The organism is Nonomuraea sp. NPDC003707, from assembly GCF_053587055.1.
The window spans coordinates 135573-159093 of sequence record NZ_JBSFNK010000024.1; the positions used below are offsets into that span (position 1 = coordinate 135573).

General features: G+C 69.6%; 23 protein-coding genes and 1 pseudogene. 14 read left to right on the forward strand and 10 right to left on the reverse strand.

All coding sequences use genetic code 11. The annotated features are described in order from the left end of the window. The gene (locus tag ACWDRB_RS44025) at positions 1-330 is read right to left on the reverse strand and encodes a PadR family transcriptional regulator (protein WP_350737154.1); all 330 of its coding nucleotides are present in this window, start codon (positions 328-330) and stop codon (positions 1-3) included. Between the two features lie 370 nt (positions 331-700). On the opposite strand from ACWDRB_RS44025, the gene ACWDRB_RS44030 reads away from it, so the two are divergent. Next, positions 701-2647, forward strand: a complete 1947-nt coding sequence (locus ACWDRB_RS44030) for a potassium transporter Kup (RefSeq protein WP_449904441.1) — start codon at positions 701-703, stop codon at positions 2645-2647. Positions 2648-2704: 57 nt separating this feature from the next. Here ACWDRB_RS44030 and ACWDRB_RS44035 read toward each other — a convergent pair whose 3' ends face one another. Further along, positions 2705-4033 (reverse strand): erythromycin esterase family protein, encoded by a 1329-nt coding sequence (locus ACWDRB_RS44035; protein WP_449904444.1) that lies wholly within the window; start codon positions 4031-4033, stop codon positions 2705-2707. A gap of 60 nt (positions 4034-4093) precedes the next feature. Between ACWDRB_RS44035 and ACWDRB_RS44040 the strand changes: the two genes are divergently transcribed. Continuing rightward, entirely contained in the window at positions 4094-4645 is a 552-nt protein-coding gene (locus ACWDRB_RS44040; RefSeq protein WP_449904446.1) for a helix-turn-helix domain-containing protein, read from the forward strand. A 45-nt stretch (positions 4646-4690) separates the two neighbouring features. Here the strand turns inward: ACWDRB_RS44040 and ACWDRB_RS44045 are convergent, their stop codons facing one another. Both ACWDRB_RS44045 and ACWDRB_RS44050 read right to left on the reverse strand, forming a co-directional pair. Continuing rightward, the gene (locus tag ACWDRB_RS44045) at positions 4691-5932 is read right to left on the reverse strand and encodes a serine hydrolase domain-containing protein (protein WP_449904448.1); all 1242 of its coding nucleotides are present in this window, start codon (positions 5930-5932) and stop codon (positions 4691-4693) included. 105 nt (positions 5933-6037) lie between these two features. Then, complete coding sequence (locus tag ACWDRB_RS44050; protein WP_449904450.1) at positions 6038-6223, reverse strand: hypothetical protein; 186 nt, start codon at positions 6221-6223, stop codon at positions 6038-6040. 275 nt (positions 6224-6498) lie between these two features. Between ACWDRB_RS44050 and ACWDRB_RS44055 the strand changes: the two genes are divergently transcribed. The 4 genes from ACWDRB_RS44055 (at position 6499) to ACWDRB_RS44070 (ending at position 10413) form a co-directional block, all read left to right on the forward strand. Continuing rightward, positions 6499-7149 (forward strand): helix-turn-helix domain-containing protein, encoded by a 651-nt coding sequence (locus ACWDRB_RS44055; RefSeq protein WP_449904452.1) that lies wholly within the window; start codon positions 6499-6501, stop codon positions 7147-7149. A gap of 73 nt (positions 7150-7222) precedes the next feature. Further along, complete coding sequence (locus ACWDRB_RS44060; protein WP_449904454.1) at positions 7223-8110, forward strand: MFS transporter; 888 nt, start codon at positions 7223-7225, stop codon at positions 8108-8110. A gap of 99 nt (positions 8111-8209) precedes the next feature. Continuing rightward, positions 8210-8857 carry a nitroreductase family protein gene (locus ACWDRB_RS44065; protein WP_449904456.1) on the forward strand — a complete coding sequence of 216 codons (648 nt, stop codon included), beginning with the start codon at positions 8210-8212 and terminating at the stop codon, positions 8855-8857. Between the two features lie 212 nt (positions 8858-9069). Then, positions 9070-10413, forward strand: coding sequence for a HAMP domain-containing sensor histidine kinase (locus ACWDRB_RS44070; protein WP_449904458.1), 1344 nt, complete (start codon positions 9070-9072; stop codon positions 10411-10413). Here the strand turns inward: ACWDRB_RS44070 and ACWDRB_RS44075 are convergent. After that, positions 10388-12448, reverse strand: a complete 2061-nt coding sequence (locus tag ACWDRB_RS44075; RefSeq protein WP_449904460.1) for a heavy metal translocating P-type ATPase — start codon at positions 12446-12448, stop codon at positions 10388-10390. The two genes, ACWDRB_RS44070 and ACWDRB_RS44075, sit on opposite strands and share 26 nt — an antisense overlap. A 65-nt stretch (positions 12449-12513) precedes the next feature. On the opposite strand from ACWDRB_RS44075, the gene ACWDRB_RS44080 reads away from it, so the two are divergent. After that, complete coding sequence (locus tag ACWDRB_RS44080) at positions 12514-12915, forward strand: ArsR/SmtB family transcription factor (protein WP_449904461.1); 402 nt, start codon at positions 12514-12516, stop codon at positions 12913-12915. Between the two features lie 112 nt (positions 12916-13027). On the opposite strand, the gene ACWDRB_RS44085 is transcribed toward ACWDRB_RS44080, so the two are convergent. Further along, on the reverse strand, positions 13028-13228 hold the full coding sequence (locus ACWDRB_RS44085) for a hypothetical protein (RefSeq protein ID WP_449904463.1): 201 nt from the start codon (positions 13226-13228) through the stop codon (positions 13028-13030). A 622-nt stretch (positions 13229-13850) separates the two neighbouring features. Between ACWDRB_RS44085 and ACWDRB_RS44090 the strand changes: the two genes are divergently transcribed. Beyond that, positions 13851-14369 carry a hypothetical protein gene (locus ACWDRB_RS44090; protein WP_449904465.1) on the forward strand — a complete coding sequence of 173 codons (519 nt, stop codon included), beginning with the start codon at positions 13851-13853 and terminating at the stop codon, positions 14367-14369. Positions 14370-14845: 476 nt separating this feature from the next. Then, the gene (locus tag ACWDRB_RS44095) at positions 14846-15691 is read left to right on the forward strand and encodes a phage baseplate protein (RefSeq protein WP_449904467.1); all 846 of its coding nucleotides are present in this window, start codon (positions 14846-14848) and stop codon (positions 15689-15691) included. 5 nt (positions 15692-15696) lie between these two features. Here the strand turns inward: ACWDRB_RS44095 and ACWDRB_RS44100 are convergent, their stop codons facing one another. From ACWDRB_RS44100 to ACWDRB_RS44115, 4 genes and pseudogenes are all read right to left on the reverse strand, one after another. Then, positions 15697-16812: an LLM class flavin-dependent oxidoreductase gene (locus tag ACWDRB_RS44100; protein WP_449904469.1), complete on the reverse strand. Its 1116-nt coding sequence runs from the start codon at positions 16810-16812 to the stop codon at positions 15697-15699. Next, on the reverse strand, positions 16812-17639 hold the full coding sequence (locus ACWDRB_RS44105) for an ABC transporter ATP-binding protein (RefSeq protein ID WP_449904471.1): 828 nt from the start codon (positions 17637-17639) through the stop codon (positions 16812-16814). Before ACWDRB_RS44105 ends, ACWDRB_RS44100 begins: the two co-directional genes overlap by 1 nt. Further along, entirely contained in the window at positions 17623-18282 is a 660-nt protein-coding gene (locus ACWDRB_RS44110; protein ID WP_449904473.1) for a taurine ABC transporter substrate-binding protein, read from the reverse strand. The genes ACWDRB_RS44105 and ACWDRB_RS44110 overlap by 17 nt, the downstream gene beginning before the upstream one ends. A gap of 67 nt (positions 18283-18349) precedes the next feature. After that, positions 18350-18775, reverse strand: a pseudogene (locus ACWDRB_RS44115) (ABC transporter permease); the annotation flags it as partial. Between the two features lie 342 nt (positions 18776-19117). Here ACWDRB_RS44115 and ACWDRB_RS44120 point away from each other — a divergent pair. The 5 genes from ACWDRB_RS44120 to ACWDRB_RS44140 all read left to right on the forward strand — a co-directional run bounded on the left by ACWDRB_RS44120 (position 19118) and on the right by ACWDRB_RS44140 (position 23516). Next, positions 19118-20407 carry a dicarboxylate/amino acid:cation symporter gene (locus tag ACWDRB_RS44120; RefSeq protein WP_449904475.1) on the forward strand — a complete coding sequence of 430 codons (1290 nt, stop codon included), beginning with the start codon at positions 19118-19120 and terminating at the stop codon, positions 20405-20407. A 409-nt stretch (positions 20408-20816) separates the two neighbouring features. Then, positions 20817-21365, forward strand: a complete 549-nt coding sequence (locus ACWDRB_RS44125) for a hypothetical protein (protein ID WP_449904477.1) — start codon at positions 20817-20819, stop codon at positions 21363-21365. Between the two features lie 68 nt (positions 21366-21433). Continuing rightward, positions 21434-21910 carry a Chromate resistance protein ChrB gene (locus ACWDRB_RS44130; protein WP_350737102.1) on the forward strand — a complete coding sequence of 159 codons (477 nt, stop codon included), beginning with the start codon at positions 21434-21436 and terminating at the stop codon, positions 21908-21910. Beyond that, complete coding sequence (locus ACWDRB_RS44135; protein WP_449904480.1) at positions 21907-22338, forward strand: chromate resistance protein ChrB domain-containing protein; 432 nt, start codon at positions 21907-21909, stop codon at positions 22336-22338. The genes ACWDRB_RS44130 and ACWDRB_RS44135 overlap by 4 nt, the downstream gene beginning before the upstream one ends. Beyond that, complete coding sequence (locus tag ACWDRB_RS44140) at positions 22335-23516, forward strand: MFS transporter (protein WP_449904484.1); 1182 nt, start codon at positions 22335-22337, stop codon at positions 23514-23516. Before ACWDRB_RS44135 ends, ACWDRB_RS44140 begins: the two co-directional genes overlap by 4 nt. Positions 23517-23521: the final 5 nt, after the last annotated feature.

A 23521-nucleotide genomic window follows, 5' to 3' on the forward strand; every position in this document is an offset into this window, starting at 1 on the left:
CTACTTACCTCCTTCGTGGAGCTGTTCGAGCCGTTCTGCGAGGAAGCTCCAGGTCCTCCAGAACTCCTCGAGGTACGCCTGTCCCTGAGCGTTGAGGGAGTACACCTTGCGCGGCGGCCCCTTCTCGGACGGGACCTTCTCCACGTCCACGAAGCCGCGCTGCTCGATCCTGACCAGCAGGGCGTAGATCGTCCCCTCGGCGATGTCGGAGAAGCCCTGATCCCGCAGCCACGCCGTGATCTCGTAGCCGTACGCGGGCCGACCGGACAGGATCGCCAGGACGATGCCCTCCAGCACGCCCTTGAGCATCTCCGTCATCTGCTTGCCCATGGAACATCCTTCAGCTACTTGGTATTGCTAGCTACTGGTACATAGTAACGCTGAATAGCTGAAAGGCAAGCCGGGATGTCGATCCCCGGCTTCGCCGTCGCGGATGTTCATGGCATCCACCATCGCCGGTCGCGCTGACATGGGGCCGTTGCCGTGCTGACATGGCACCTGGGGCGATGACGTTCGTGAGTTCCATGGCGGGCTGGAGGAGGTGGATGCGGCTGCTCAGATCCGGGGGCCGAGGAAGCAGCCGCCGGAGGCGTCGAAGTCGGCGGATGCATGGTGTCGACGTGACCGGTGCGGGTGATCTGGGCTACCGGCGGTTATGTTGAGGCATCGGTATCGTCCGGTCGCGCGATGGGGGAGCGTTGTGAGCGATCGCCGGCACGTGCCCGCGCCGGAGGCGGCTCGTGGTCCGGGCGCGCACGACGCGGTGCGGCTCGCGTTGGTGGTCGGTGCTCTCGGTGTGGTGTTCGGCGACATCGGGACCAGCCCCATCTACACCCTGCAGACGGTGTTCAACCCGAGCGACCCGCATCCCGTTCCGGTGAGCACGGAGAACGTGTTCGGGGTGGTGTCGCTGGTGTTCTGGTCAGTGATGATCATTGTCACGGTCACGTATGTGTTGCTGGCGATGCGCGCCGACAACGACGGTGAGGGCGGCATCATGGCGCTGATCACGCTGGTGCGGCGGTGGAGCACGCAGCGGGGCAGGCGGGCCGTCGCCGTGCTGGCGGCGCTGGGCATCTTCGGCGCTTCACTGTTCTTCGGGGACAGCATGATCACCCCGGCGATCTCGGTGCTGTCCGCGGTCGAAGGGCTCAAGGTCGTCGAGCCGTCGCTGAAAGAGCTCGTCGTGCCGATCACCGCGTTGATCATCGTGCTGCTGTTCCTGGTGCAGCGCCGGGGGACCGCGGCCGTCGGCCGGGTGTTCGGGCCCGTGATGATCGCCTGGTTCGTGACCATCGGCGCGTGCGGCGTGGCCGGCATCGCCGAACACCCGGACATCCTCAAGGCGCTGTCGCCGACGTACGCGATCGGCTTCCTGGCCGGTCATTTCGGCGTCGCCTTCTTCTCCCTGGCGGCGGTCGTGCTCGCCGTGACCGGCGCCGAGGCGTTGTACGCCGACATGGGCCACTTCGGCCGCCGGTCGATCAACCGCGCCTGGCTGATCCTCGTGTTCCCCGCGTGCGTTCTCAGCTATCTCGGCCAGGGCGCGCTGATCCTCGCCGATCCGGCCAACATCAGCAGCCCGTTCTTCCTGCTCGTTCCCGGCTGGGGGCGGCTGCCGATGGTCCTGCTGGCCACGGCGGCGACCGTGATCGCGTCCCAGGCGGTGATCACGGGCGCGTACTCGGTAGCATCCCAGGCCGCACGACTCGGCTACCTGCCGCGGCTGCGGATCGCGCACACCTCCGAGTCCACCATGGGCCAGGTCTACGTCCCCTGGATCAACTGGCTGCTGATGGTCTCGGTGCTCACCCTGGTCTTCGCCTTCCGCAGCTCCACGGCGCTGGCCTTCGCGTTCGGCATGGCGGTGACCGGGACGATCACCATCACCACCCTGCTGTTCTTCTACGTGGCCCGCGCGAAGTGGGGCACACCGGTCTGGATCATCGGCCTCGGCGCGACCGTGCTGCTGGCGGTGGACCTGCTGTTCGTCGCGGCCAACCTGACCAAGCTCGTCCACGGCGCGTGGCTGCCGCTGCTGATCGGCCTCACCGCGTTCACCGTCATGACCACCTGGCAACGGGGCCGCGAGATCATCACCGCGGAGCGCGAACGGCGCGAAGGCTCGCTGCGCGAGTTCGTCGGGCGGCTGCGCACCGGGAAGGCGGCGACGCGGCGGGTCCCGGGCACGGCCGTCTTCCTCAACCGGGGCAAGGAGACCGCGCCGCTGGCCATGCGCGCCAACGTCGAGCACAACCATGTGCGGCACGACCACGTCCTGATCATGTCCATCGAGACGGAGCCCGTGCCCCGCGTTCCGGCCGACCGGCGCATCGCCGTCGACGACCTCGGCTACGCCGACGACGGGATCTTCCACGTCACCGCCCGCTTCGGCTACATGGAGACCCCGGACGTGCTCGGCGCGCTGGCGCTGCTCGACCCGGCCATGACCGAGGGGCGGCTGCGGCTCGACCAGGCGTCCTACTTCCTGTCGAAGGTCGAGCTTCGGCGTGGCACGGCCCCGACGATGGCGCCGTGGCGCAAGCGGCTGTTCATCGCCACCTCGTACATCACCGCCGACGCCGCCGAGTTCTTCGGCCTGCCCCGCGACCGCACGGTCATCATGGGCTCGCAGATCGAGGTCTAGCCCGACGGGGGTGACCTCGCGGGGGATGCGCCCGGACCTCGGGCGCGGATCGCCCGGCTACTGGGGCTTGTAGTGGGAGAACACGTCCCGCACCTCCTGCGGCGAACAGGCGAGCGCGGCCTCGTCGGGGTCGGCGCCCGTGACGTGAGGCAGATGCACGACGATGTCGTACGCGTCCAGCGCGCTTACAGGGGAGTAGTACGCGCCGACACCGGCGCGTTGCACGGTGGCACCCCGGACGGCCTCGGCGTCGGCCGGCGACAGTCGCCGCAGATCGATGGCGAAGGGGCCGTCGTGGCCGGCGTGCATGAGGGCGTCGAGGCTGCCGGGCTCCGGAGCCTCCATCGGCGCGAAGAGGACGCCGGCCTGGAAGGCCGCGAAGTCGGAGTTGAGCATGTGACCGGTTCCCGAGGTAGCGCCTATAACCAGGTAGTCCTTGCCCAGCCGGTCGGCCAGGTGCATCCCCATCGGGGTCACCGGGTCCATGCCGGGGAGCGTGGCGGGCCCGCGCTGGACGTGGCCGTTGTGGGCGGCCAGGACGATCCGGTCCTGTCGGCGCAGAACCCATTCGACCGTGTCGGCGATCTCGGCGTCGCGGTTGTACATCACGCTCTGCTGGTCGCCGCCGGTCATGCCGCGGATGACGGACTCCAGGGTGAGCACGTGGTGCATGGATCGCAGCGCGCGCTCGTACTCCTCGGCGGTGGTGCGCCGGACGTACTCCAGGCGCCGGCCCTTCATGCGGGCGGCGAGGCCGGCGAGGCCCGCCGTCAGCACGTCCTTCGTCTCGGGCGGGAGCTGGGCGTAGACGGCCATGGTCGCGGGGGCGGCGAACGCGGACGTCGCCGCGAAGGCCGAGGCCGTCTCCCGGATGGCCGGGTCGAGCTGGAAGCCGGGATCGGCCTGCGCGAGGTAGGCGAGCACGGCGTCCAGGGCGGGGATCAGGGAGGCGTTCTGGCCGCCTAGATCTATGCCGTAGAAGCCGACGGGGCGCTCGGCGGTGGCGTTGTGCCGGCGCATCCACTCCAGGTGGGCTCCCATCTGCCGCCAAAGGCCCGTCAGTGAGGTCAGGCCGCTCGCCATGATCTCGCCGAGCCGGTCCTCGCCGCCTCGAACCCAGGCGTCGGTACGCCGGCCCTCCGTGAATCCGGTCTCCATCGCGTACGCGCCGAACCCATGCCGCTCGGTCAGGTAACGCAGCAGGCGGTGGCGCAGCTCGTAGAACTCCCGGTTGTAGTGCGCGCTCTCGCCGATCGCCACCACCCTCGCGTCACCGATCGCGTCGTCCAGCCATTCCAGGTCGTCCAGCGCGGCGCCCGGGTCCAGCGTGCGCAGGGGGATCACCGCCTCATCGCTGAGCCGTGCCGGTGTCGTGGTCGCGGTCATCGATTTCCCCTCGAATAGTCCCAACTTTGGGAACAGTACCAGCTATGGGAAGATTGGAGAATGGACACGCTTGAGTTGATCTTGCATCCCGTCAGGCTGCGCATCATGTGGGCACTGTCGGGTGGGCGCACCCGCACCACGTCCGACCTGTGCGAGAGCCTGCCCGACGTGCCCAAGACCACCCTGTACCGGCACGTCGGCCTGCTCGCCGACGCCGGGCTGCTGGAAGTCGCCGACGAGCAGCGGGTACGGGGGATGGTCGAGCGCTACTACCGGCTGCGGCAGAACGCCGCCCACGTCGATCTCGACACGGCCAAGGCGATGTCACTTCAGGACCACCGCCACGGGTTCGCGGCGGCCATGGCGGCGCTGCTCGCCGAGTTCAACGCCTATCTTGACCGGCCGGGCGCCGATCCGGTCGCGGATCGGGTGGGGTATCGGCAGGGGACGTTGTGGCTCACCTCGGAGGAGATGGAGGAACTCGCGGTTGAGCTGCGGGAGGTGCTCAGGGCGCGGACGGGGAACGGGCCCGGACCGGAGCGGCGACCGCATGTGATCAGCGCGATCTTCTTTCCGACGGAGGAGCGGGGGCAGGACGAAGGAAGCCCGTGAACTCGTCCCCCGGCTGTGGCGAGCGTGGACAAGAAGATGGAGAGGTCAGTCGTCGATTGCCTGGTAGAGGGTGGTCCAGAAGTCGTGGATGGCTCGCGCCGAGTCCGGGGTGGACATCCCGGTCTGGGTGAGCAGGATGCCGACGAGGTTGTTGCGCGGGTCGGCGTAGGTGGTGGTGCCGGCTCCGCCGTCCCAGCCGAACTGGCCGATGGGCGCGTAGTCGCCACGGTAGGTACGCACCGCCATCCCGAAGCCCCAGCCGCCATGCTGACCGGTGCCGTACGCCAAATGGGCGACGCCGCGGGCCCAGGCCTCTCGGGCGGCTTGCTGCTCGGGCGTGAGGCGGTTGGTGGTCATCAGCTCGACGGCGGGCCGGGACAGGATCCGTTCGCTGCCGTGCATCCCGTGGTTGAGCAGCATCCGGAAGTAGGCGTGATAGTCGTCGACGGTGGAGTCGAGTCCGCCGCCGCCTGACTGGAACGCCGGAGGCTTACTGTGGTGTCCGCCTTCGGCCTCGTCCTCCACGTTGAACTCTCCGGTCTGCCAATCGGGGGAGTACAGGGGCGGCAGCCGGTCGATCTTGTCGGCGGGCACGTGGAAGGCGGTGTCGGTCATGCCCAGCGGATCGAAGATGCGCTCACGCAGGAACTCCTCGAACGACTGCCCGGTCACCCTGGCCACCAGCACGCCGAGCACGTCGTCGCCGACGTTGTACAGCCACCGCTCTCCCGGCTGGTACATCAGCGGCAGCGTGCCGAGGCGGCGCATCCACTCGTCCGGGTCCGGTGCCGGCAACATCCATCCGTCCTCCTGGCCGTACACCCCATGCTCGAAGAACGCGCTCATCATCGGAGCGGTCCGCGCCGTCATGTCCAGCCCGAGCCCCAACGTGTCGGTGAGCAGGTCCCGCACGATGATCGGCCGCCGCGCCGGCACGGTGTCGTCCAGCGGGCCGTCGGGCCGCTTCAGCACCCGCCGGTCGGCGAGCTCGGGCAGCCACTGATCCACCGGGTCGTCCAGCCGCAGCCGGCACTCGTCCAGCAGGACCATCGCCGCCGCGACCGCGACCGGCTTGGTCGTCGAGGCCATCCGGAAGATGGTGTCACGGAGCATCGGCGCGCCACCGTCATGGCGCATCGTCCCGATCGCCTCGACGTGGGTCTCCTCGCCCCGGCTGACCAGGGCGACCAGCCCGGGAATCCTCCCGGACTCGACATGCCGTGCCAGCACCTCGCGCATTCTGTTCAGTCCGGCCTTGGAGAAGCCGCTGTTGCCATTTCCCATCATGAATCTCCTTACACACAATGTTCGATCTTGCGAGACCCGTCCCGGCGTGGCGCTCATGGGCAATGCACGGGGTTCGGGGGTGAGCTGTGATGCGCTGTGCCGTTATCAGACCGTCTTGTCTTCGTCGCCGTCGGTCGGCACGAAGAGCATCAGGTGCCGCTCGATCGCGTCGACCGCCGTGCGGTAGTTCGGCGGGAGTTGTCCCACGCGCGCCTTGTACTGACGCCACCGCCGCTTGGGGCCGATCACCTTTGTGAGCAAGCCGCCCTTTTCAGCGTCGGACGTGGTCATCTGCCTCCTCCGGAATTCTTCGCGACGCCTGTCCCTCGCGTACCGCGGCGGACGTTCATGCATCGCTGAACTTTCGCGAAAAGTACATTGCATTCATCATTCAGTCAACATGAATGGAAGACTTAAAACCCTGTTCATAGCCAATAAGAGGCTGATATTGCAATGAATATGACACTGAATGCAATAGGTGATCAAGATTCGTATTGCAATGGACTTCGAGTGAATGCATACTGTGCGGAGCCCTGCGCAGGCTGGCAGATGGGAGACGAGTACCGATGCCCGGAGACAGACTCACCAACGAGGACCGTCAGCACATCGCTGAAGGGCTGGCCGAGGGGCTCGGATTCACAGAGATCGGCCGGCGTCTCGGGCGGCCCGCCTCGACCATCATGCGAGAGGTCACCCGCAACGGCGGACCCGACGATTACGGGGCGCAGCAGGCGCAGGAGACCACCCAGCAGCGTGCGCGCCGCCACAGGAAGGCCAAGTCTCTGGTGCCGCTGGCCGGCGACAGCAGCCATGGGCGTGACCCCCAGGCGGTCCAGAACCTCACGGAATCCTTCGCCACGCTTCTCGAGCAGCAGGGGATGCCCCGGATGGCGGCCAGGGTGCTGGCCTGCCTGTACGTCACCGACTCCGGCACCCTCACCGCCGCCGACCTGGTCCAGCGGCTTCGCGTCAGCCCGGCGTCGATCTCGCAGACCATCGCCTTCCTCGAACAGCAGGGACTGCTCAAGCGGGAACGAACTCCCGGCGGGCGCCGCGAACGCTATGTCGTCGACGACGAGCTCTGGGTCCGGCCCACCCTTGCGGCACTGGAAATGAACGACACCCTGATCGCCGCATCGCAGCGCGCGGCGGAGATCCTCGGGGCCACGACCCCGGCCGGCACCCGCTTCGGGTCCATCTCCAGGAAGATTGTTTGACAGCAGATGATTTGCAGGCATACGGTCCGAACCGTCTGTCCGCCAATTGTTTGCATGCAGATGGAGAGTGACCGTGATCCGAACCGACGGCCGCCAACAGGTGGCCCTGGTGTTGCTGTGCGCCGCGGTGTTCCTGGACCCGATGGACCTGTCGTTGATGGGCGTGGCCCTGCCCGCCATCGGGCGTGATCTGTTGCTGCCGGAGGACACCCTGCAGTGGCTGATGTCCGGCTACGCGGTCGCCTACGGCGGCTTCCTGCTGCTCGGTGGCCGCATCGCCGACCTGTTCGGCCGCCGCCGGGTGTTCCTGCTGTCGCTGGCGGTGTTCGCGGCGGCGAGCTTGGTCGGCGGCCTTCTGTCGGCCGGATGGCCGCTGGTGGCCACCCGGGTGAGCAAGGGGGTGGCGGCCGCGCTCACCGCTCCGGCGGCGCTGTCGCTCATCACCACCGCCTTCGCCGAGGGGCCGCAGCGCAACCGGGCGCTGGGGGTCTACTCGCTGGCCGGGGCGACCGGATACACCGCCGGGCTGATCGCGTCCGGCCTGCTGGCCGAGATCAGCTGGCGCCTGGTGTTCTTCCTGCCGGTCCCGGTCGCCCTGCTCGTGCTGGCCGCGGCGCCGCTGGTGCTGCCACGTGGCGTCCGGCAGGCCGGGACGCGCGAGGGGTTCGACGCCGCCGGCGCGGTGGCCGTCACCGGCGGCGTGTTGCTGCTGGTGTTCGCACTGGCGGAGCGGAGCTGGCCCGCCGGTGCCGTGGCCGTGCTCCTGCTGGGCGCCTTCGTCACCATCGAACGCAGGCGATCGGCGCCGCTCGTCCCGCTGGAGGTGTTCAGGTCCGGTACGGTGGCCGCCGCCTGGTCACCTCCGCCGTCCAGATCGGCGCCGGGATCGGCGTCGCGGTGCTGGCCGCGGTCACGACCTTGGGTGAGTCCGTACCGGCCGGTTGCCGGATCGCGTTCGTGACCGCGGGCGGCTTCTCCCTGGCCGGCGCCCTCATCGCCGCCTACGGCCTGCGCTCGCGCCGCCCCGTACCCGTCCCCACCGCCTGACAGGAGACCCATCGTGACGCTGGACCTCACCCCCGACGAACTGCTGGGCACCACCCGCGCCGTCCGCAAACGCCTGGACTTCACCCGGCCGGTGCCTCGCGAGCTGATCGAGCAGTGCGTCGACCTCGCCGTGCAGGCGCCCACCGGGCGCAACCGGCAGCGCTGGCACTTCATGGTCGTGACCGAGGCCGAGCAGCGCCGGGCCGTGGCCGACATCTTCCTGCGCGCCCTGACGCTGGCCACGGGGCAGCCGCTGACCGAACGTGATCTGTGGCGCATGAGCTACCATTCCGGCTCCACCGAGCGGGTTTTCGATGGCCTGCGGCACCTGGCTGCCAACATCCACCGGGTGCCCGCGTTCGTCATCCCCGGCGTGGAGGGACGCACCGACCATGAGCCGGTGGCCGTGCAGTCGGGGGCGTGGGGGTCGATCCTGCCCGCGGTGTGGAGTTTCATGCTGGCCGCCCGGGCGCGCGGGCTGGGCACGGTGTGGACCACCGCGCAGGCGCCGCTCGAACGCGAGCTGGCCAAGGTGCTCGGCGTGCCGTACGAGGAGGTCATGCTGGCGGCCTTCATCCCGCTGGCCTTCACGCTCGGCACCGACTTCAAGCCCGCTCCCCGCATCCCGCGGGAGGAGGTTCTGCACTGGGACCGGTGGTGAGCGCGCCGGCCAGGCCGCCCTGACCCAGATGCGGCCCGGTGAGCTCGGCCGCTGACCCACCGCACCCGGGCGCTCGGTGATCCGAGACTTGGCAAGGTCTTGGAACGCCCCATGCCATTACCCGAACACCTCGTGCACAGCCTGCTACGGCGCGCGTGTTCAACTGGGCGGAGGGATGGCGCATGAAGACTCCGCGACGTTGGTCGATTACGGTGCGTATCACGGTGTTCGCGGGGGCGGTGGCGACCCTGCTGTCCGCGCTCCTGGCCGCGATGGTCATGATGGCGATCCATCGGGTCGCCATGGGAGACCTCATGGCGGAGCTCACCGCCGCCGGTGGTCGTGTGGCCCATGAGGTGGAGCACAACGAGGTGGTCACGCCGCTGGTCGAGTACAAGGGCCGCAACCTGCAGATCGTCGACGGCACGGGGAAGGTCGTCGCGGCGACGCCGCAACTGCAGGGCAAGCCGATCATGGCCGGCATCACCCCCGACCACAAGAACGTCTCCAGCGGCGTCGTCTGCGACGGAGTCTTCCGTTCCGGCGAGTGCAACGTCGTGGTCGCGCAGTCGGCGTACCGGCCGGGAGACGACTGGGTCGTCTACAGTTCCTCTCCCACGGTCCCTCCGTACGTCGATCCGTGGCTGGCCGCGACGGTGATCGGCGCCGCCGCGGCGATGGCCGTGGCCATCACCACGATCGGCCATCGGATCGTCACCGAGTCGCTCAGACCGGTGAACGCCATCCGGATGGAGCTCGACAAGATCACTGAGACCCGTCCCGACCGGCGGGTGCCTCTTCCGCGGAGCCAGGACGAGATCCACGAGCTGGCCGACAGCGTCAACCGGACTCTGGCGCGGCTGGAGGCCGCGATGAAACTGCAGCGGCATTTCACCTCGGACGCCTCCCACGAGCTGCGTACCCCCATCGCCGCGATACGGGCCGAGGTCGAGGACGCCCTGCACGCGCCCGAGGAGACCAACGTGCCCACGCTGGGCAACACCGTTCTGAAGAGCGTGGACCGGCTCGAGGCGATCGTGGGCGACCTGCTGACCATCGCGCGGCTGGAGGCGGGCAAGAAGGTGGAACGCGAGCCGATCGACCTGGCCGAATTCGTGACCTCGGAGTGCGAGAGGCGCCCGAAGCAGGACAAGCGGTTCGAGTTCTCGCTCGAGCGCGGTGTGGTGGTGGCCGGCGACCGGGCTCAGCTGTCGCGCCTGCTCACCAACCTGATCGACAACGCCGAGCGGCACGCCGCCACCACCATCGCCTTCCACGTACGGCGCTCGTTCTGCCCCAAGCGCGACACCCAGCGCTTCCCGAACGGCATCGCGATGCTGGAAGTGATCGACAACGGTCCGGGCATCGATCCGGAGAAGCGCGAGCTGGTCTTCCAGCGCTTCACCCGGCTGGACACCGCCCGTGACAGGTACGCCGGAGGCACCGGACTGGGCCTGCCGATCGCCCGGCAGATCGCCGAGGCGCACGCCGGCACCCTTCGGATCGAGGACAGCCCCCACGGCACCCGGTTCATCCTCCGGCTTCCGCTCGGCTAGGCGTGGCCTGGTGCGGCACACGCTTCCACGCCGCATCGCGCAGCAGGCGCAGGCCGTTGAGGCCGACGATGACGGTGGAGCCCTCGTGCCCGGCCACCCCCAGTGGCAGCGGCAGCTCACCGAACAGATCCCAGGCCACCAGCACGGCGATGAACGTGCCGGCGATGACAAGGTTGGCGACCACCAGGCGGCGGGCGCGGCGGGCCAGGGCGAGGACCGCCGGGACGGTGGACAGGTCGTCGCGGGTGATGACGGCGTCGGCGGCCTGCAGAGTGAGGGCGGCCCCGGAGCCGCCCATCGCGATGCCGGCGTGCGCGCTGGCCAGAGCGGGGGCGTCGTTGACGCCGTCGCCGACCAAGGCCGGCCGGGCGCCTTGCCGCCGCAGTTCGTGGACGGCCTCGACCTTGTCCTGCGGCAGCAGCCCGGCCCGTACGTCGGTGATGCCGGCCTGGTCGGCCACGCGGGCCGCAGCGCGGGGGTTGTCACCGGTCAGCAGGACGGGGGTCGTCCCGGTCAGGCCGGTCAGCTGCGCCACCGCCTGCGCCGCGCCGGCACGCATGCGGTCGGCCAGACCGAGCACCGCGACGGGACGGCCGTCCAGGAGCAGTAGCACGGCGCTGTGCCCGTCCTCCTCGACCTCGGCGACGACCTGGCGGGCCTGCTCGGCATCGCCGGACATGGCGCCGCCCGCGGTCTGGTCCAGCAGGTGAGCGGGGCTGCCGATCTCGACCAGCCGTCCATCGACGCGGGCGCGGACGCCGCGCCCGGGCAGGGCGGCGAAGTCAGCCGCCGCGGGCAGCGGCAGGCGCTGGTGGTGGGCGGCGGCGACGATGGCGCGGCCGAGCGGATGTTCCGAGCCCTGCTCGGCCGCCGCCGCCAGCGCGAGCAGCCGATCGGCCTGCACCCCGGCTCCGCCATCTGATCCACTTCTCGCGGTGGCCGCCGTGCCGGTCAGGACACGCAGGCAGGTCAGGTACGGCCGGCCCTCGGTCAGGGTCCCGGTCTTGTCGAAGGCGACCAGGTCGACGTCGGCCAGGTGTTCCATCACCACCGCGGACTTGACCAGCACGCCGTTGCGGCCGGCGGTGGCGATCGCGGCCAGCAGCGGCGGCATGGTGGCCAGCACCACCGCGCACGGCGAGGCCACGATCATGAACGTCATCGCCCGCAGCAGGCTGTCCTGCACCGAGGTGCCCCACAGCAGGGGCAGCGTGAACAGAGCGAGGGTGGCGGCGACCATGACGATCGAGTAGCGCTGCTCGACCTTCTCGATGAACAGCTGGGTGCGGGCCTTCGTGGCGCTGGCCTGCTCGACCATGGCCACGATCCGGGCGATCACCGTCTCGCCGGCGGGCCGGGTGACCTGGACGCGCAGCGCGCCGGTGCCGTTCATCGTCCCGGCGAACACCTCATCGCCGCTCTGCTTGTCGGCCGGGAGGCTCTCGCCGGTGATGGAGGCCTGGTCGACGTCGCTGACCCCGGCCACGACGCGCCCGTCGGCGCCGATGCGCTCGCCCGGCCGCACCACGATGACGTCGCCCACCCGCAGGGCGGCGGCCGCCACGACCTCCTCGTCACCGTCGGAGTCGATGCGGGTGGCTTGGTCGGGGGCCAGGTCCAGCAGGCCGCGCACCGAGTCCTCGGTGCGTTTGGTGGCCACCGCCTCCAGCGCGCCGGAGGTGGCGAAGATGACGATCAGCAGCGCGCCGTCGAAGACCTGACCGATCGCCGCGGCGCCGATCGCGGCGACGACCATGAGCAGATCGACGTCCAGGGTCTTCTCGCGCAGGGCCTTCAGCCCGGCCAGGCCCGGCTCCCAGCCGCCGGCGGCGTAGCAGGTCAGATACAGCGCCCACCACAGCCAGGCGGGCGCGCCGGCGAGCTGGGCCAGGCCGCCCGCGGCGAACAGCGCGGTGGCCGCCAGGGCCCAGCGCACCTCCGGCAGTGAGCCCGCCCCCGAACGCCACCAGCGCAGTGGTCTGGATACGGGCGCCGGGCGTGCGGCGGCTTCGAACGTGGTCAGATCAGTGGTCACCGAAGCATCATATATGCGCAGTCACGCAGATACGCATGCAGTGAGGTTCGGGGTAGGCTTGCCGTATGCACACCTCGCTGCCCGACTTCGACATGCCGAACGAGGAACAGGTGCATCTGGCCGCCGAGTCATTCCGCCTGTTGTCCGATCCCACCCGCATCAAGATCCTTTGGGCGCTGCTGCAGGGCGAGTCCAACGTCGCCTGCCTGGCCGAGCTCGCCGACGCCGCCCCCACCGCGGTCAGCCAGCACCTGGCCAAACTCCGGCTGGCCGGACTCGTCAAGGGCCGCCGCGAGGGCACGTTCGTGTACTACAGCGCCGCCGACGAGCACGTCCGGCGCCTGCTGGCCGAAGGACTGTTCCACGCCGACCACCTCGACCGAGCCGGCCACGCTGAAGGGGCCGTCCAGGCCGAGGCTCGGCTGGACGCGCCGCCGGGCGAACGAGCGGCCGCGCACGCACGCTGACCCGTCCAGCCGTCGCGGGTAGGCGTTTTGGACACTCCAGCGGCATCGATCATGAGTCCGGAGACGCTTAGATCACAACAGATCAGAGCGGTGCAAGCGGCAGGATCGAAATTCAGCCGCCGACGGGCAGACGGTCGAGTGTGTGCATGATGGCGGCTTGGCCGGTGCGCAGGGCGGCGGCCGGGTCGGTTCCGACCGGTCCCTGCCAGCGGAGGTAGACCATGGTGGTGCCATGGCGCCCGCCCACGGCGACATGAGCAACCGAGGGGCGGTAGGTGCCCTTGGGCCTGATCGTGCCGTCCCTCGACGGCAACGGCCGCTCTCTGGCCGACCCCAGAGACTGGCTTGCCTGGGTTTGAGTCGCAGTTGGTCGAACAGCCAGGACGTCCCTGGGGTGTGGTGTCCGGCCTGACCGGTGGTGTCGCCGACCACGGCGCCGGCCGCCGGTGCCGATCGCCTCGGGCCGCTCGGCCGAGATGTTTGCGGCATTCCAGCTGCGGCATAGCCGTTCTTGCCATAGAACGGATACGGCAGTGGCGGCTTCTCCACGTTTCCCCGGGCGACGCGCTCGCGTCCGGGAGAACATTGAGGAACACCTGGAACCCCCGTCCCCGGCGAAGGAGCCTCGGCAGGTTGGCGGAAGTGGCCGATGCCGCGGTGTGGAGAAGTCGGCCACCAGGGAATGTTTCTCCTGTTCACGCCGGGGGTCTTTCATGAGCAGGAGGTCGGACGTGACTTCGATGGGCTCCTCGGCTCCCGGATCGAAGGGCCCTTCACGAACGGCCCAGAATGGCCGGAAATCCTGGCGCGACCGCATCCACTGGGAGATGGTGGGCGCCCTGGCGGGCATTGGCGGGTTGATCGTCGCTCTTGCCGCGCTTCGGACGGGTGGAGAACCTGGATCAGGGATCACGTCGGCGTCACCGACGCCGACGGTGACGGTGACCGAATCGGCGGCCCCGTCTTCCCGCCCTCGTTCCAGGACGCCGAAGCCGACGGCCGAAGAGGACCCGTCGACCGAGCCGACGGGGTCGGCGTGCGTCATGACGCCGGGCGAGTGCCGGCTGGAGAAGATGCTCGGCTCGGCGGACCTGAGGAACTGCCGGCCTGCCGCTCGTCCTCCGGCCGGTGCGGTGGCCGCGCTCGACTGCACGGCCGTCCGGTCGGGTCCGGTTCACGATCCGATGATCGTGCTGTTCCGCAGCGACGCCGACGCCGAGACGTGGGTGGAGTCGTACTGGTGGGCCCTGCACGACGGCCGGGGAGGCAACTGCGCCACCGGGGCCGAGTACAAAGGCACCTGGGTCAGGGGCAAGCTGCTCTGCACCCTCAACGGGCCGTACTACGCCATGTCCTGGACGTACACAGGTCGGTCCGTGGCCATGACCGCCGAGGCTTGGACCCCACAGCCGCTGTACGCCTGGTGGCAGGGCCTTTCACTGCTGAGCAACTGAGCCCGGCCAGACGGTGTTGAGCAGGAGTCGCTGTCGCAGTTCACCGAGTCGGGATCGTGCCTCGCTTGGGTGCGCGAGCTCGGGACGCTGCTCCTGATCGTCCGATGCCAAGCCCGATCCCGGCGGGTGCTGGCCGGCTGCTGGCGCGTGAAGTGCCCATATTTCGGCCGCAGTTCGTGTTATCGACACCCATCGGGCCGATTGCTAGGTTCGTCGTGATCAACCAAATCAGCCGAACGACCGGCAGGGTGGTGCACTTGCGCGAAAATGCCCACATCGGCGGAGCATTTGCCATAAGTCGTCGCACGCTCCTCCGAACCGGTACAGGGATAGCAGCAGCCGCCGCCAGCGGCGGCCTTTCCTTGTTCGCGGCCGAAGCGGCGTCCGCGACCGTCCCGACATCGCAGCGTTTCGTGTTCGAGGGGGCCGGCGGCGATCCCGTTGTGCGGGCCACGCTTCACCAGCCTTACTGGCCGATGCAGTCCTTCGCCTTCGACCACGTCCACGGGCACATCTACTTCGCGCAGAGCAAGGTCGGGAGCACGAACGGCGACCTCTGGATGACCAGGACCGACCTGAGCGGCAAGGTGCTGGGCGCCATGGCGCTCCACGGGTTCGACCACGGTTCGTCGATGGCGATCCAGCCGGACACGTCCGGGTCTCCGTATGTGTGGCTCGCGGGCGACTGGAGGAGTTTGTCCCCCGGTACGGCACCGAACAGTCACACGATCTGCCGCATCAAGTACAGCGACGGGGGCGTGCTCGACTACGCCAACGGCGCGGAGGTCCGAAACTTCCCGGTCCGCCTCTCCGATTTCCTGGACTGTCCGAGACCGTCGATCGATCCCTACACCAACCGGCTGCTCGTCCGGTACATGGGGACGACGAGCCCGTGGCGCCTCGCGCTGTTCGACCTCGCCGCCGTCCTCGACAAGGGCATCGGCGACACCACTCCCGTCCTTGCCATGCGCGCTCTCCCGACCAACTCCCAACTCGGTCTCTCCGACTCCGACCTCTTCCAGGGCGTGACCTCGTACGGCCAGTACGCGTACCTCTCCTACGGCGGTCCGCCCGCGCAGCCCTCGGACCCGGCCAAGCCGTCCTACCTGGTCCGTCTCGACATGAACAAGACCGGGGGTTCGGTCGAGGAGGTGTACCGGACGAGAGCGGGCGAGTCGCTGCCCGGTCGCGAACCTCAGGGAATGGCGATCTGGCGCTCTTCGGACGGCCCGCGCCTCGCGTTCGGCTTCTCCAGCAAGATCAGTGGCAGTCCTGACCGGTTCCAGGCGACCGTCTTCTACAAGAGCCAGCTCACCGGGTAAGTCGCCTAGGGAGCCGGCGCATGTCTGTGGAGAAGCGACGTGCGCGGGGCGGTCTCGCGCGCCAGGCGGGGAAGCACGTGCTCGCCGACCCGGTACGCCTCCTCCAGATGCGGCCAGCCCGACAGCACGAACTCGTCCACCCCGGCGGCGGCGTATTCCCGGAGCAGGGCGGCGACCTCGTCGTACGAGCCGACCAGCGCGGTGCCCGCCCCTTCGCGCACCAGCCCGATCCCCGCCCACAACCCTGGGTGGATCTCCAGGTCGCGGGTGTCGCCGGTGTGCAGATCCACCATGCGGCGCTGGCCGACGGAGTCGTAGCGGGCGAAGCGGTGCTGGGCGGCGGCGATGCGGGCCGGATCCATGCCCGTCAGCAGCCGGTCGGCCTCGGCCCAGGCGGCGGCGCCGGTGTCGCGGGCGATGACGTGCACGCGGAGGCCGTACCGGAGCTCGCGGCCGAGCGGCGTGGCCAGCGCGCGCAGGCGGGCGATGCGCTCGGCGATCGCGTGTGGTGGCTCGCCCCACATCAGCACCACGTCGGCGTGCCGGGCCGCGACCTGCTCAGCCGCCGGGGACGCGCCGCCGAAGTACAGCTCGGGCGCCGGGTCGAGGGGCTCGGCCAGCCCGCCGCCCTCGACGCGGTAGTGCTCGCCGTGGTGGTCGAAGGGCAGGCCCTCCCAGGAACGGCGCAGCACCTGCAGGAACTCGGCGGTCCTGGCGTAGCGGGCGTCGTGGTCCAGGAAGTCCCCGTACGCGCGCTGCTCCACCGGGTCGCCGCCGGTCACGACGTTGAGCAGCAACCGCCCGCCGGAGACCTCCTGGAAGGCCTGGGCCTGCTGGGCGAGCAGGGTGGGCAGCGCGTAGCCGGTGCGGAAGGCGACCAGCATCTTCAGCCGCTCGGTGTGCTGGGCCAGCGCCGCGCACACGATCCACGGGTCGGGGCAGCCCGCGCCGACCGGGGTGAGCGCGGCCTCGAAACCGGCCTGCTCCGCGGCCCTGGCGACCTGGGCCAGGTAGGCGACGGTGGCGGGGCGGGCCGCGGGACGGAACGCGTCGGTCGTGGTGATGGCCGAGCGGACGTCGTGGCCGTCGCCGGTCGTCGGCAGGAACCAGTGGAAGCGCATCAGGTCACCTCGGGATCGGAGGAGGCGGCCCGCCGTACGGCTGCCGCCACGGTCTCGCGTACGGCGGGGAACTCCGGGTGGGTGTGCGGGTCGAGCGCGTGCGGGAGGACGGAGGGCTGATCGAGCACGATGCGGCCGGGCCGGCGGCTCATCACCAGCAGGCGGGTGCCGAGATAGACGGCCTCGTCGACGCTGTGCGTGACGAACAGCACGGTCTTGCCCGTGGCCTGCCAGATGCGCCGGATCTCCTCCTGCAGGCGCTCCCGGGTGAGCGCGTCCAGCGCGGCGAACGGCTCGTCCATGAGCAGGATCGCGGGGTCGGGGGCGAGCGCGCGGGCGATGGCGGCGCGCTGCTGCATGCCACCCGACAGCTCGTACGGCCGCCGCCCGGCCACGTCGCCCAGCCCCACGAGGTCGAGCAGCTCGGCGGCCCGGGACCGCCTGACCGGCGCGGAGACCCCGGCCATCCGCAGCCCGAACTCCACGTTGCGGCGCACGTTCAGCCACGGGAACAGGCGCGGCTGCTGGAACACCACACCCCGGTCCGGCCCTGGTGCCGTCACCGGTTCGCCTGCCACGGCGATCTGCCCGCCGGTCGGGAACGCGAACCCGGCGATCAGCCGCAGCAGCGTGCTCTTGCCGCAGCCCGACGGCCCGACGATGGTCACGAACTCGCCCGCGCCGATGTCGGCGCCGATGTCGCGCAGCGCCTCAACAGGCTCGGCCCTGGACCAGCGGGAGCGTGGGCCGTATGTCAGCGAGACCTCGCTCAGCCGCACCGCGGCCGCGGTGCGCGCCGCGGTGAGCGTCTCATCCTGCGAACGCATCGCGGAGCTCCTCGGTGGCCAGCCCCTTCTGGAAAACGGTCAGTTCGGGCACGGCGGGGAGCTTGTTCTGCGACTTGAGGAACTCGGCGGCGCTGCGCAGGTTCTCGGCGAGTGCGCCGGGCTTCTCGGGCGTGCCCAGGTAGTCGGGGCCGGCCTGCTCCTTGCCGTCGAGCAGGATGAGTTCGTCGATCTGTTCGGCAGCCGCGGCCGGGTCGAGGTTGAGCTGGCGGCCGACGGCCGCGGCTGCTGATGCCTTGTCCGCGCGTACCAGCTTGACCGCCCGGTCCTGCTGCCGCAGCCAGGTCCGCAGGGCCGCCGGGTACGTCGTGGCGAACTGGGTGCGGACCACGGCCAGGTCGGCGGTGAGCTTGCCCTTGGCGGCCAGCTCCTTGCTGGTGACCAGCACCTTGCCGGACTTGCGCAGCTCGCCGAGCACCGGCGTCCAGACATAGGCGGCGTCGATGTCGCCGCGCGTCCAGGCGGCCTGGATGTCCGGCGGCTCCAGGTCGACGACGGTGACGTCGGACTCGGCAAGCCCGGCCTCCTGCAGGGCGGCCAGCAGGCTGTAGTGGGAGGTCGAGGAGAACGGGGTGGCGATCTTCTTGCCCTTGAGCTCGGCGACCGAGGCGGCCTGGCGGGCCACGAGCGCCTCGGGCCGCGTGCAGATAGTCCTCGTGCACGCCGCGTACCGCGTCCGCGGTGGCCACCGCCACGGGTGGCAGCGCGGCCACGAACAGCAGCGTGATCTTGGGCGGCTCGTCGATGCCCAGCCAGATGATCAGGAGGCTGAAATAGGCCAGCGGCGGCAGCGTCCGCACGAACGTGATCAGAGGGTTGAACAGGGCCCGCACGGTCGGCACGAGCCCGACGACCAGGCCGAGCGCGATCCCGCCGGCGATGCCGTACAGGCTGCCCAGGGCGATGCGGCGCAGGCTGGCCAGCAGGTGCTCCGAGAGCAGGTAGCCGCTGTAGCCGCGCTGCCCGTCGTGCACGGAGGAGGTCAGGAACAGCTGCTCCCACACGGAGCCGGGGGAGGGGACGAACACCTCGGGCCACAGGTGGGCGGCTGAGACCGCCCACCAGATCGCGGCCAGCAGGACCACACCCGCCACCCGGAGCCCGACACCACGGATCACCGGCTCTTCCCCTATTCCCCAAAAGCGACTGGTTTAGTGGGGATTACGGTAGACGATTCCACCTGAGCCGCGCAACCTGCTGTCGGCGGGTGCGCGGTGAGCTCGCCACCGCTCACCCGATGTCCGTCTCTTAACTCCCTACCGGGTAAGTCTTGATTTGCGAAGTAGATCACTCTTACAGTCGAAATACTGACCTATTCGTACGACTTACTCGCCTAGTGAGGTCTATCGTCCTGTCTGCGTGGCTTGTCTGACCGGCTCCCTCCGTCACTGATCGCGCTCTGACGTAGCGCTCGATCCCACCCCCCTTCTCGCACGCCTTCTTTCGGAGCCTTCCTCATCGTGAAGAGATTCTCTTTCTCCCTGCAGTTGCTGCTGGGCCTGGTCCTGGGAGTCGCTCTCGGCTTCGCCGCCCGCATCTGGGACCTCGCCTGGCTGGCCACGACCCTCACCGAAGTCGGAGCAATCTTCGTCCAGCTGCTCAAGCTGGCAGTGCCGCCGCTGGTGTTCACCGCCGTTGTGGTCAGCGTCGCCAACCTCCGCAACGTCAACGGCGCGGCCAGGCTGGCGGGCAAGACGCTGTTCTGGTTCCTGGCCACCGCGCTGATCGCCGTCATCGTCGGCATCGGCCTCGGCCTGATCATCAATCCCGGCCAGGGCGTCACCCTGAGCACGGCGGGCGCCAAGGCGCCCGAGCACGTCGGAACCTGGGTCGACTTCCTCACCGGCATCATCCCGACGAACGTCGTCACGGCGTTCACCGAGCTCAACGTCCTCCAGATCGTCTTCCTGGGGATCGTCCTCGGCGCGGCGGCCATCGCGATCGGCGAGAAGGCCGAGCCGTTCCTCAACTTCAGCCGCTCGATCCTCGAACTGGTCCAGAAGGCGCTGTGGTGGGTCATCCGCCTGGCCCCCATCGGGACCGCCGGCCTGATCGGCAAGTCGGTCGCCACGTACGGGTGGGATCTGCTCGCGCCGCTGGCCAAGTTCAGCCTCGGCGTCTACGTCGGCTGCTTCATCGTCCTGCTGGCCGTCTACCCGGCGCTGCTCTCGCTGGTCGGCAAGGTCAACCCGATCACGTTCTTCCGCAACGCGTGGCCCGCGATCGAGCTGGCCTTCGTCTCCCGCTCCTCGGTCGGCACGCTGCCGCTGACGCAGAAGGTCACGATCGAGCGTCTGGGAGTCGACCGCGACTACGCCTCCTTCGCCGTGCCGTTCGGTGCGACCACCAAGATGGACGGCTGCGCCTCGATCTACCCGGCGCTGGCGGCGATCTTCGTGGCGCAGGTGTTCGACATCCCGCTGGGGGTCGGCGAATACCTGCTCATCGCGTTCGTCTCCGTGGTCGGCTCGGCCGCGACGGCCGGTCTGACCGGCGCGATCGTCATGCTCACGCTGACCCTGAGCACGCTGGGCCTGCCGCTCGAGGGCGTCGGCCTGCTGCTCGCCATCGACCCGATCCTGGACATGATCCGCACCGCGACCAACGTCGCGGGACAGATCGTGGTGCCGGTCCTCGTCGCCCGTGGCGAGGGCCGGATCGACGAGGCGGTGCTCAACGCTCCGCCGCAGCCGCTCGACGAGTCTCCGGTGAGCGCGCCGCGCCCCTCCGGCGAACCGGCGATCGCATGACCTCCTCGCTCGGATGACCAGGCGGGGCGGCCCGCGCAAGGGCCGCCCCGCCTGGCCGTGGTCCAGCAGGCATGGTCTGCCGCCCCGCTGCCCGCTTCGACGACCCGCTCACCACGGTCATGCTCGACGGCCTCCGGGCCTGAGAAAGGCTCTCATCCTGCGCATCCATTTTCCTGTAGGGGATTCGAGCGCGGCGTGGCGTCATGGACCGGCTCGCGGCGGCTGTAAGCATCGTACGAGTCTCCTCGGTTCGCTCAGCGGGCGATGAGCGCTGCTTTCGGCTGCCGGACAGTAGCGGTCAGGGTTCGTATTTCTGAAGGAACGGTATATGTTCACGCGAATTCCCCGAACAGCAGCCGTAGCCGCTCTCGCCAGGCCAGGGGTACGTCACGCGACCCAGAGAACGACCATGTCGACCATGAGCGGCTGCCTTTCGATGGTCATGGTCGCTGCCTTGCCCCTCACCGCGCGCGCGGACAGCGTCGGCCACAGTCGGTGCTCTCCGCGCACCATCTTCAAGGCCGATTGGCTTTCACCGAGGAACTTCACCGTTCCCCGCACCCGCTACATCGATGGCCCCGGCGGCAAGATGAGGGTCTCGGTCACGAGGGAGCACCAAGTGCGCGCGTCCATTGAGACCTTCGACATCAGGCCCGCCGCGATCAGCATTGGCGACCTGGTCCGCGGATTGCAGCGGGTGGGGCTTCCCCATCTCCGGGAGGAGTACAAGGTCTTCGCCGGACACGAATACAAACGGGAGGTCAGCAAGGGCATGTACGGCAACATCTGGTACCGCGTCGCCGGTTACCGCATCGGATGGTCCGCCTGGTCCGTCCTCGGCACGTGCCGCCACGTCCAGATCGATTCCGGAATCGCCAACGTGCCCGCCAGGGTCGAAGGCTGGCGATATTGGGAAACCAGGCACCCGCAGTTCAAGGGCCGCCGACTCGATCTCTGACGCCTTCTGCCTGGACTCATCAGTGCAACCATGGTTACTGTAACTGTGGTTGCAGCAAGGGAGGCCGGATGGCGGAGACGGTGGGGCAGTGGGTGCTGCTGGCGTACCGCATCCCGCGCCAGCCCTCGACGTTGCGGATCACGATCTGGCGCAAGCTGGACCGGCTCGGCGTGGCGCGGCTGGGCGACGGGCTGGTGGCGTTGCCCGCCGACGCCCGTACCCGCGAGCACCTGGAGTGGCTCGCCGAGGAGATCGGCGAGCTGGGCGGCAGCTCGACCATCTGGCTGGCCGCCCCGGGCAACGCGGCGCAGGAGAAGGCCATCGCCGTGGACATGCGCCGGGCGCGGACGGCCGAATATCGCGAGGTGATCGCGCACGCCGAGGCCGCCGCGCACGCGCGGCCCGGAGAGCGCAGCCGGGCGGTCAAGCGGTTGCAGGCCGAGCTGCGCAGGATCGGCCGCCGCGACTACTTCCCGCCCGCCGAGCGCGAGACCGCGCAGCGGGCCGTGCGCGCTCTGGCCCGAGAGATGGAGAGCGCCGGATGAGGTGGGCCACGCGTGCCGGGGTGCACATCGACCGGGCGGCGTGTGCCTGGCTGATCCGCCGTCGGCTCGATGCCGAGGCGGAGTTCGTGTTCGTCGATGTTCCGGCCGAGGTCCTCGCCGATGCCACGCCGTTCGACATGCGCGGCGTGGAGTTGTCGCACCACGGCGGCGACTGCAGCTTCGAGACGATCCTGCGCCGTTACGACCTCGACGATCCGGTGCTGTGGAAGCTGGCCGAGATCGTGCATGAGGCCGATATCGACGATGAGCGCTATGACGCGCCCGAGGCCGCCGGTCTGGACGTGATCCTCCGTGGGCTGTCGATGACCTGCGACGATCGGCGGGTTCTCGAGCTCACGGGCCCGCTCTTCGACGGGCTGTACGAGTTCTACCGGCGCTCGATGCTGCTGGGACGCGAGCCGGCATGATCCGGAATGTCGTCGGCATCCTGCTTGCCGCCCAGGCGCTACGCGGCCTGGGGTACGGCGTCGCGGCGGTCCAGCTCGGTGTGATCCTGCGAGCCGACGGGTTGTCGCCGGCCGAGGTCGGGCTGATGCTGGCGGCGATCCTGGTCGGCACGTTCGTCTCCAGCCTCGTCCTGGCGCGCTGGGGTGATCGTGTCGGCCGCCGCCGGGCGTACGCGGCTCTGTACGGCGCGCTGGCCTGTTGCGGGATCGTCATCGCGGTCGGGGCGCCCATATGGCTGCTGGCCGTGGTGGCCATGACGGGCGCACTGTCGGTCGAGGTGATCGAGTCCGGGCCGTTCACCACGCTGGAGCAGGTCATGCTGGCCAGCACGGGGCGCCCGCAACGCGAGGTCGTCCGCGGGTTCGGGCTCTACAACGCGATCGCGGCGGTCGCCGGGACGCTGGGTGCGCTCCTCGGCGCGCTTCCGGCGGACCGCCGGCTGCTCGGCGGTGTGCTGATCATGGCAGGGGCCGTCGGCGCGGTGCTGGCGGCGCGGCTGCCCGCGAGCGTCGAGGCGCCGGTGACGCTGCCCGGTCTGCCACGTCCGCGGTTGCTCGCTCGTTCCCGTGGGCCGGTGGCCCGGCTGGCCGCGCTGTTCGCGGTGGACAGCCTGGCCGGTGGGTTCGTGGTGCAGGCGTACCTCGGGTACTGGCTCAGCGTCAGCTACGGCGCCACCACGCAGACGATCGGGATCACCTTCGCCGCGCTCGGCGTGTTGCAGACCGCGTCCCTGCTGGCCGCGCCGTTGGTGGCGGGGCGCATCGGATTGCTGCGCACGATGGTGTTCACGCACCTGCCGGCCAACCTGCTGCTGGCCGCGGTCCCGTTCGCGCCTGTCCTGCCTGTCGCGATCGCACTGCTGCTGGCCCGGGCCTGCCTGTCGCAGATGGACGTGCCCACCCGGCAGGCGTACGTGATGGCGCTCGTCCCGGCGGAGGAGCGGACCGCGGCGGCGGGTGTCACCAACACCGCCCGCTACCTCACCCGGCCCGTCGGTCCGGCACTTGCCGGCCTGCTGTTCCCGCTCGGGTTGGCGTTGCCCTTCCTGATCGCCGGAGTCGCCAAGACCGGCTACGACCTGACCTTATGGCGGATCTTCCGATCCGTCCGTCTGCCCGCCGATCAGCCTTCTCCCTGATGAGG

Bases quoted from the DNA above. Each gene is read 5' to 3' on its own strand.
- ACWDRB_RS44025 (WP_350737154.1), bottom strand. From the start codon at position 330: ATGGGCAAGCAGATGACGGAGATGCTCAAGGGCGTGCTGGAGGGCATC.
- ACWDRB_RS44035 (WP_449904444.1), bottom strand. From the start codon at position 4,033: ATGACCGCGACCACGACACCGGCACGGCTCAGCGATGAGGCGGTGATC.
- ACWDRB_RS44040 (WP_449904446.1), top strand. From the start codon at position 4,094: ATGGACACGCTTGAGTTGATCTTGCATCCCGTCAGGCTGCGCATCATG.
- ACWDRB_RS44045 (WP_449904448.1), bottom strand. From the start codon at position 5,932: ATGATGGGAAATGGCAACAGCGGCTTCTCCAAGGCCGGACTGAACAGA.
- ACWDRB_RS44050 (WP_449904450.1), bottom strand. From the start codon at position 6,223: ATGACCACGTCCGACGCTGAAAAGGGCGGCTTGCTCACAAAGGTGATC.
- ACWDRB_RS44055 (WP_449904452.1), top strand. From the start codon at position 6,499: ATGCCCGGAGACAGACTCACCAACGAGGACCGTCAGCACATCGCTGAA.
- ACWDRB_RS44080 (WP_449904461.1), top strand. From the start codon at position 12,514: ATGCACACCTCGCTGCCCGACTTCGACATGCCGAACGAGGAACAGGTG.
- ACWDRB_RS44095 (WP_449904467.1), top strand. From the start codon at position 14,846: ATGCAGTCCTTCGCCTTCGACCACGTCCACGGGCACATCTACTTCGCG.
- ACWDRB_RS44100 (WP_449904469.1), bottom strand. From the start codon at position 16,812: ATGCGCTTCCACTGGTTCCTGCCGACGACCGGCGACGGCCACGACGTC.
- ACWDRB_RS44105 (WP_449904471.1), bottom strand. From the start codon at position 17,639: ATGCGTTCGCAGGATGAGACGCTCACCGCGGCGCGCACCGCGGCCGCG.
- ACWDRB_RS44125 (WP_449904477.1), top strand. From the start codon at position 20,817: ATGTCGACCATGAGCGGCTGCCTTTCGATGGTCATGGTCGCTGCCTTG.
- ACWDRB_RS44130 (WP_350737102.1), top strand. From the start codon at position 21,434: ATGGCGGAGACGGTGGGGCAGTGGGTGCTGCTGGCGTACCGCATCCCG.
- ACWDRB_RS44135 (WP_449904480.1), top strand. From the start codon at position 21,907: ATGAGGTGGGCCACGCGTGCCGGGGTGCACATCGACCGGGCGGCGTGT.
- ACWDRB_RS44140 (WP_449904484.1), top strand. From the start codon at position 22,335: ATGATCCGGAATGTCGTCGGCATCCTGCTTGCCGCCCAGGCGCTACGC.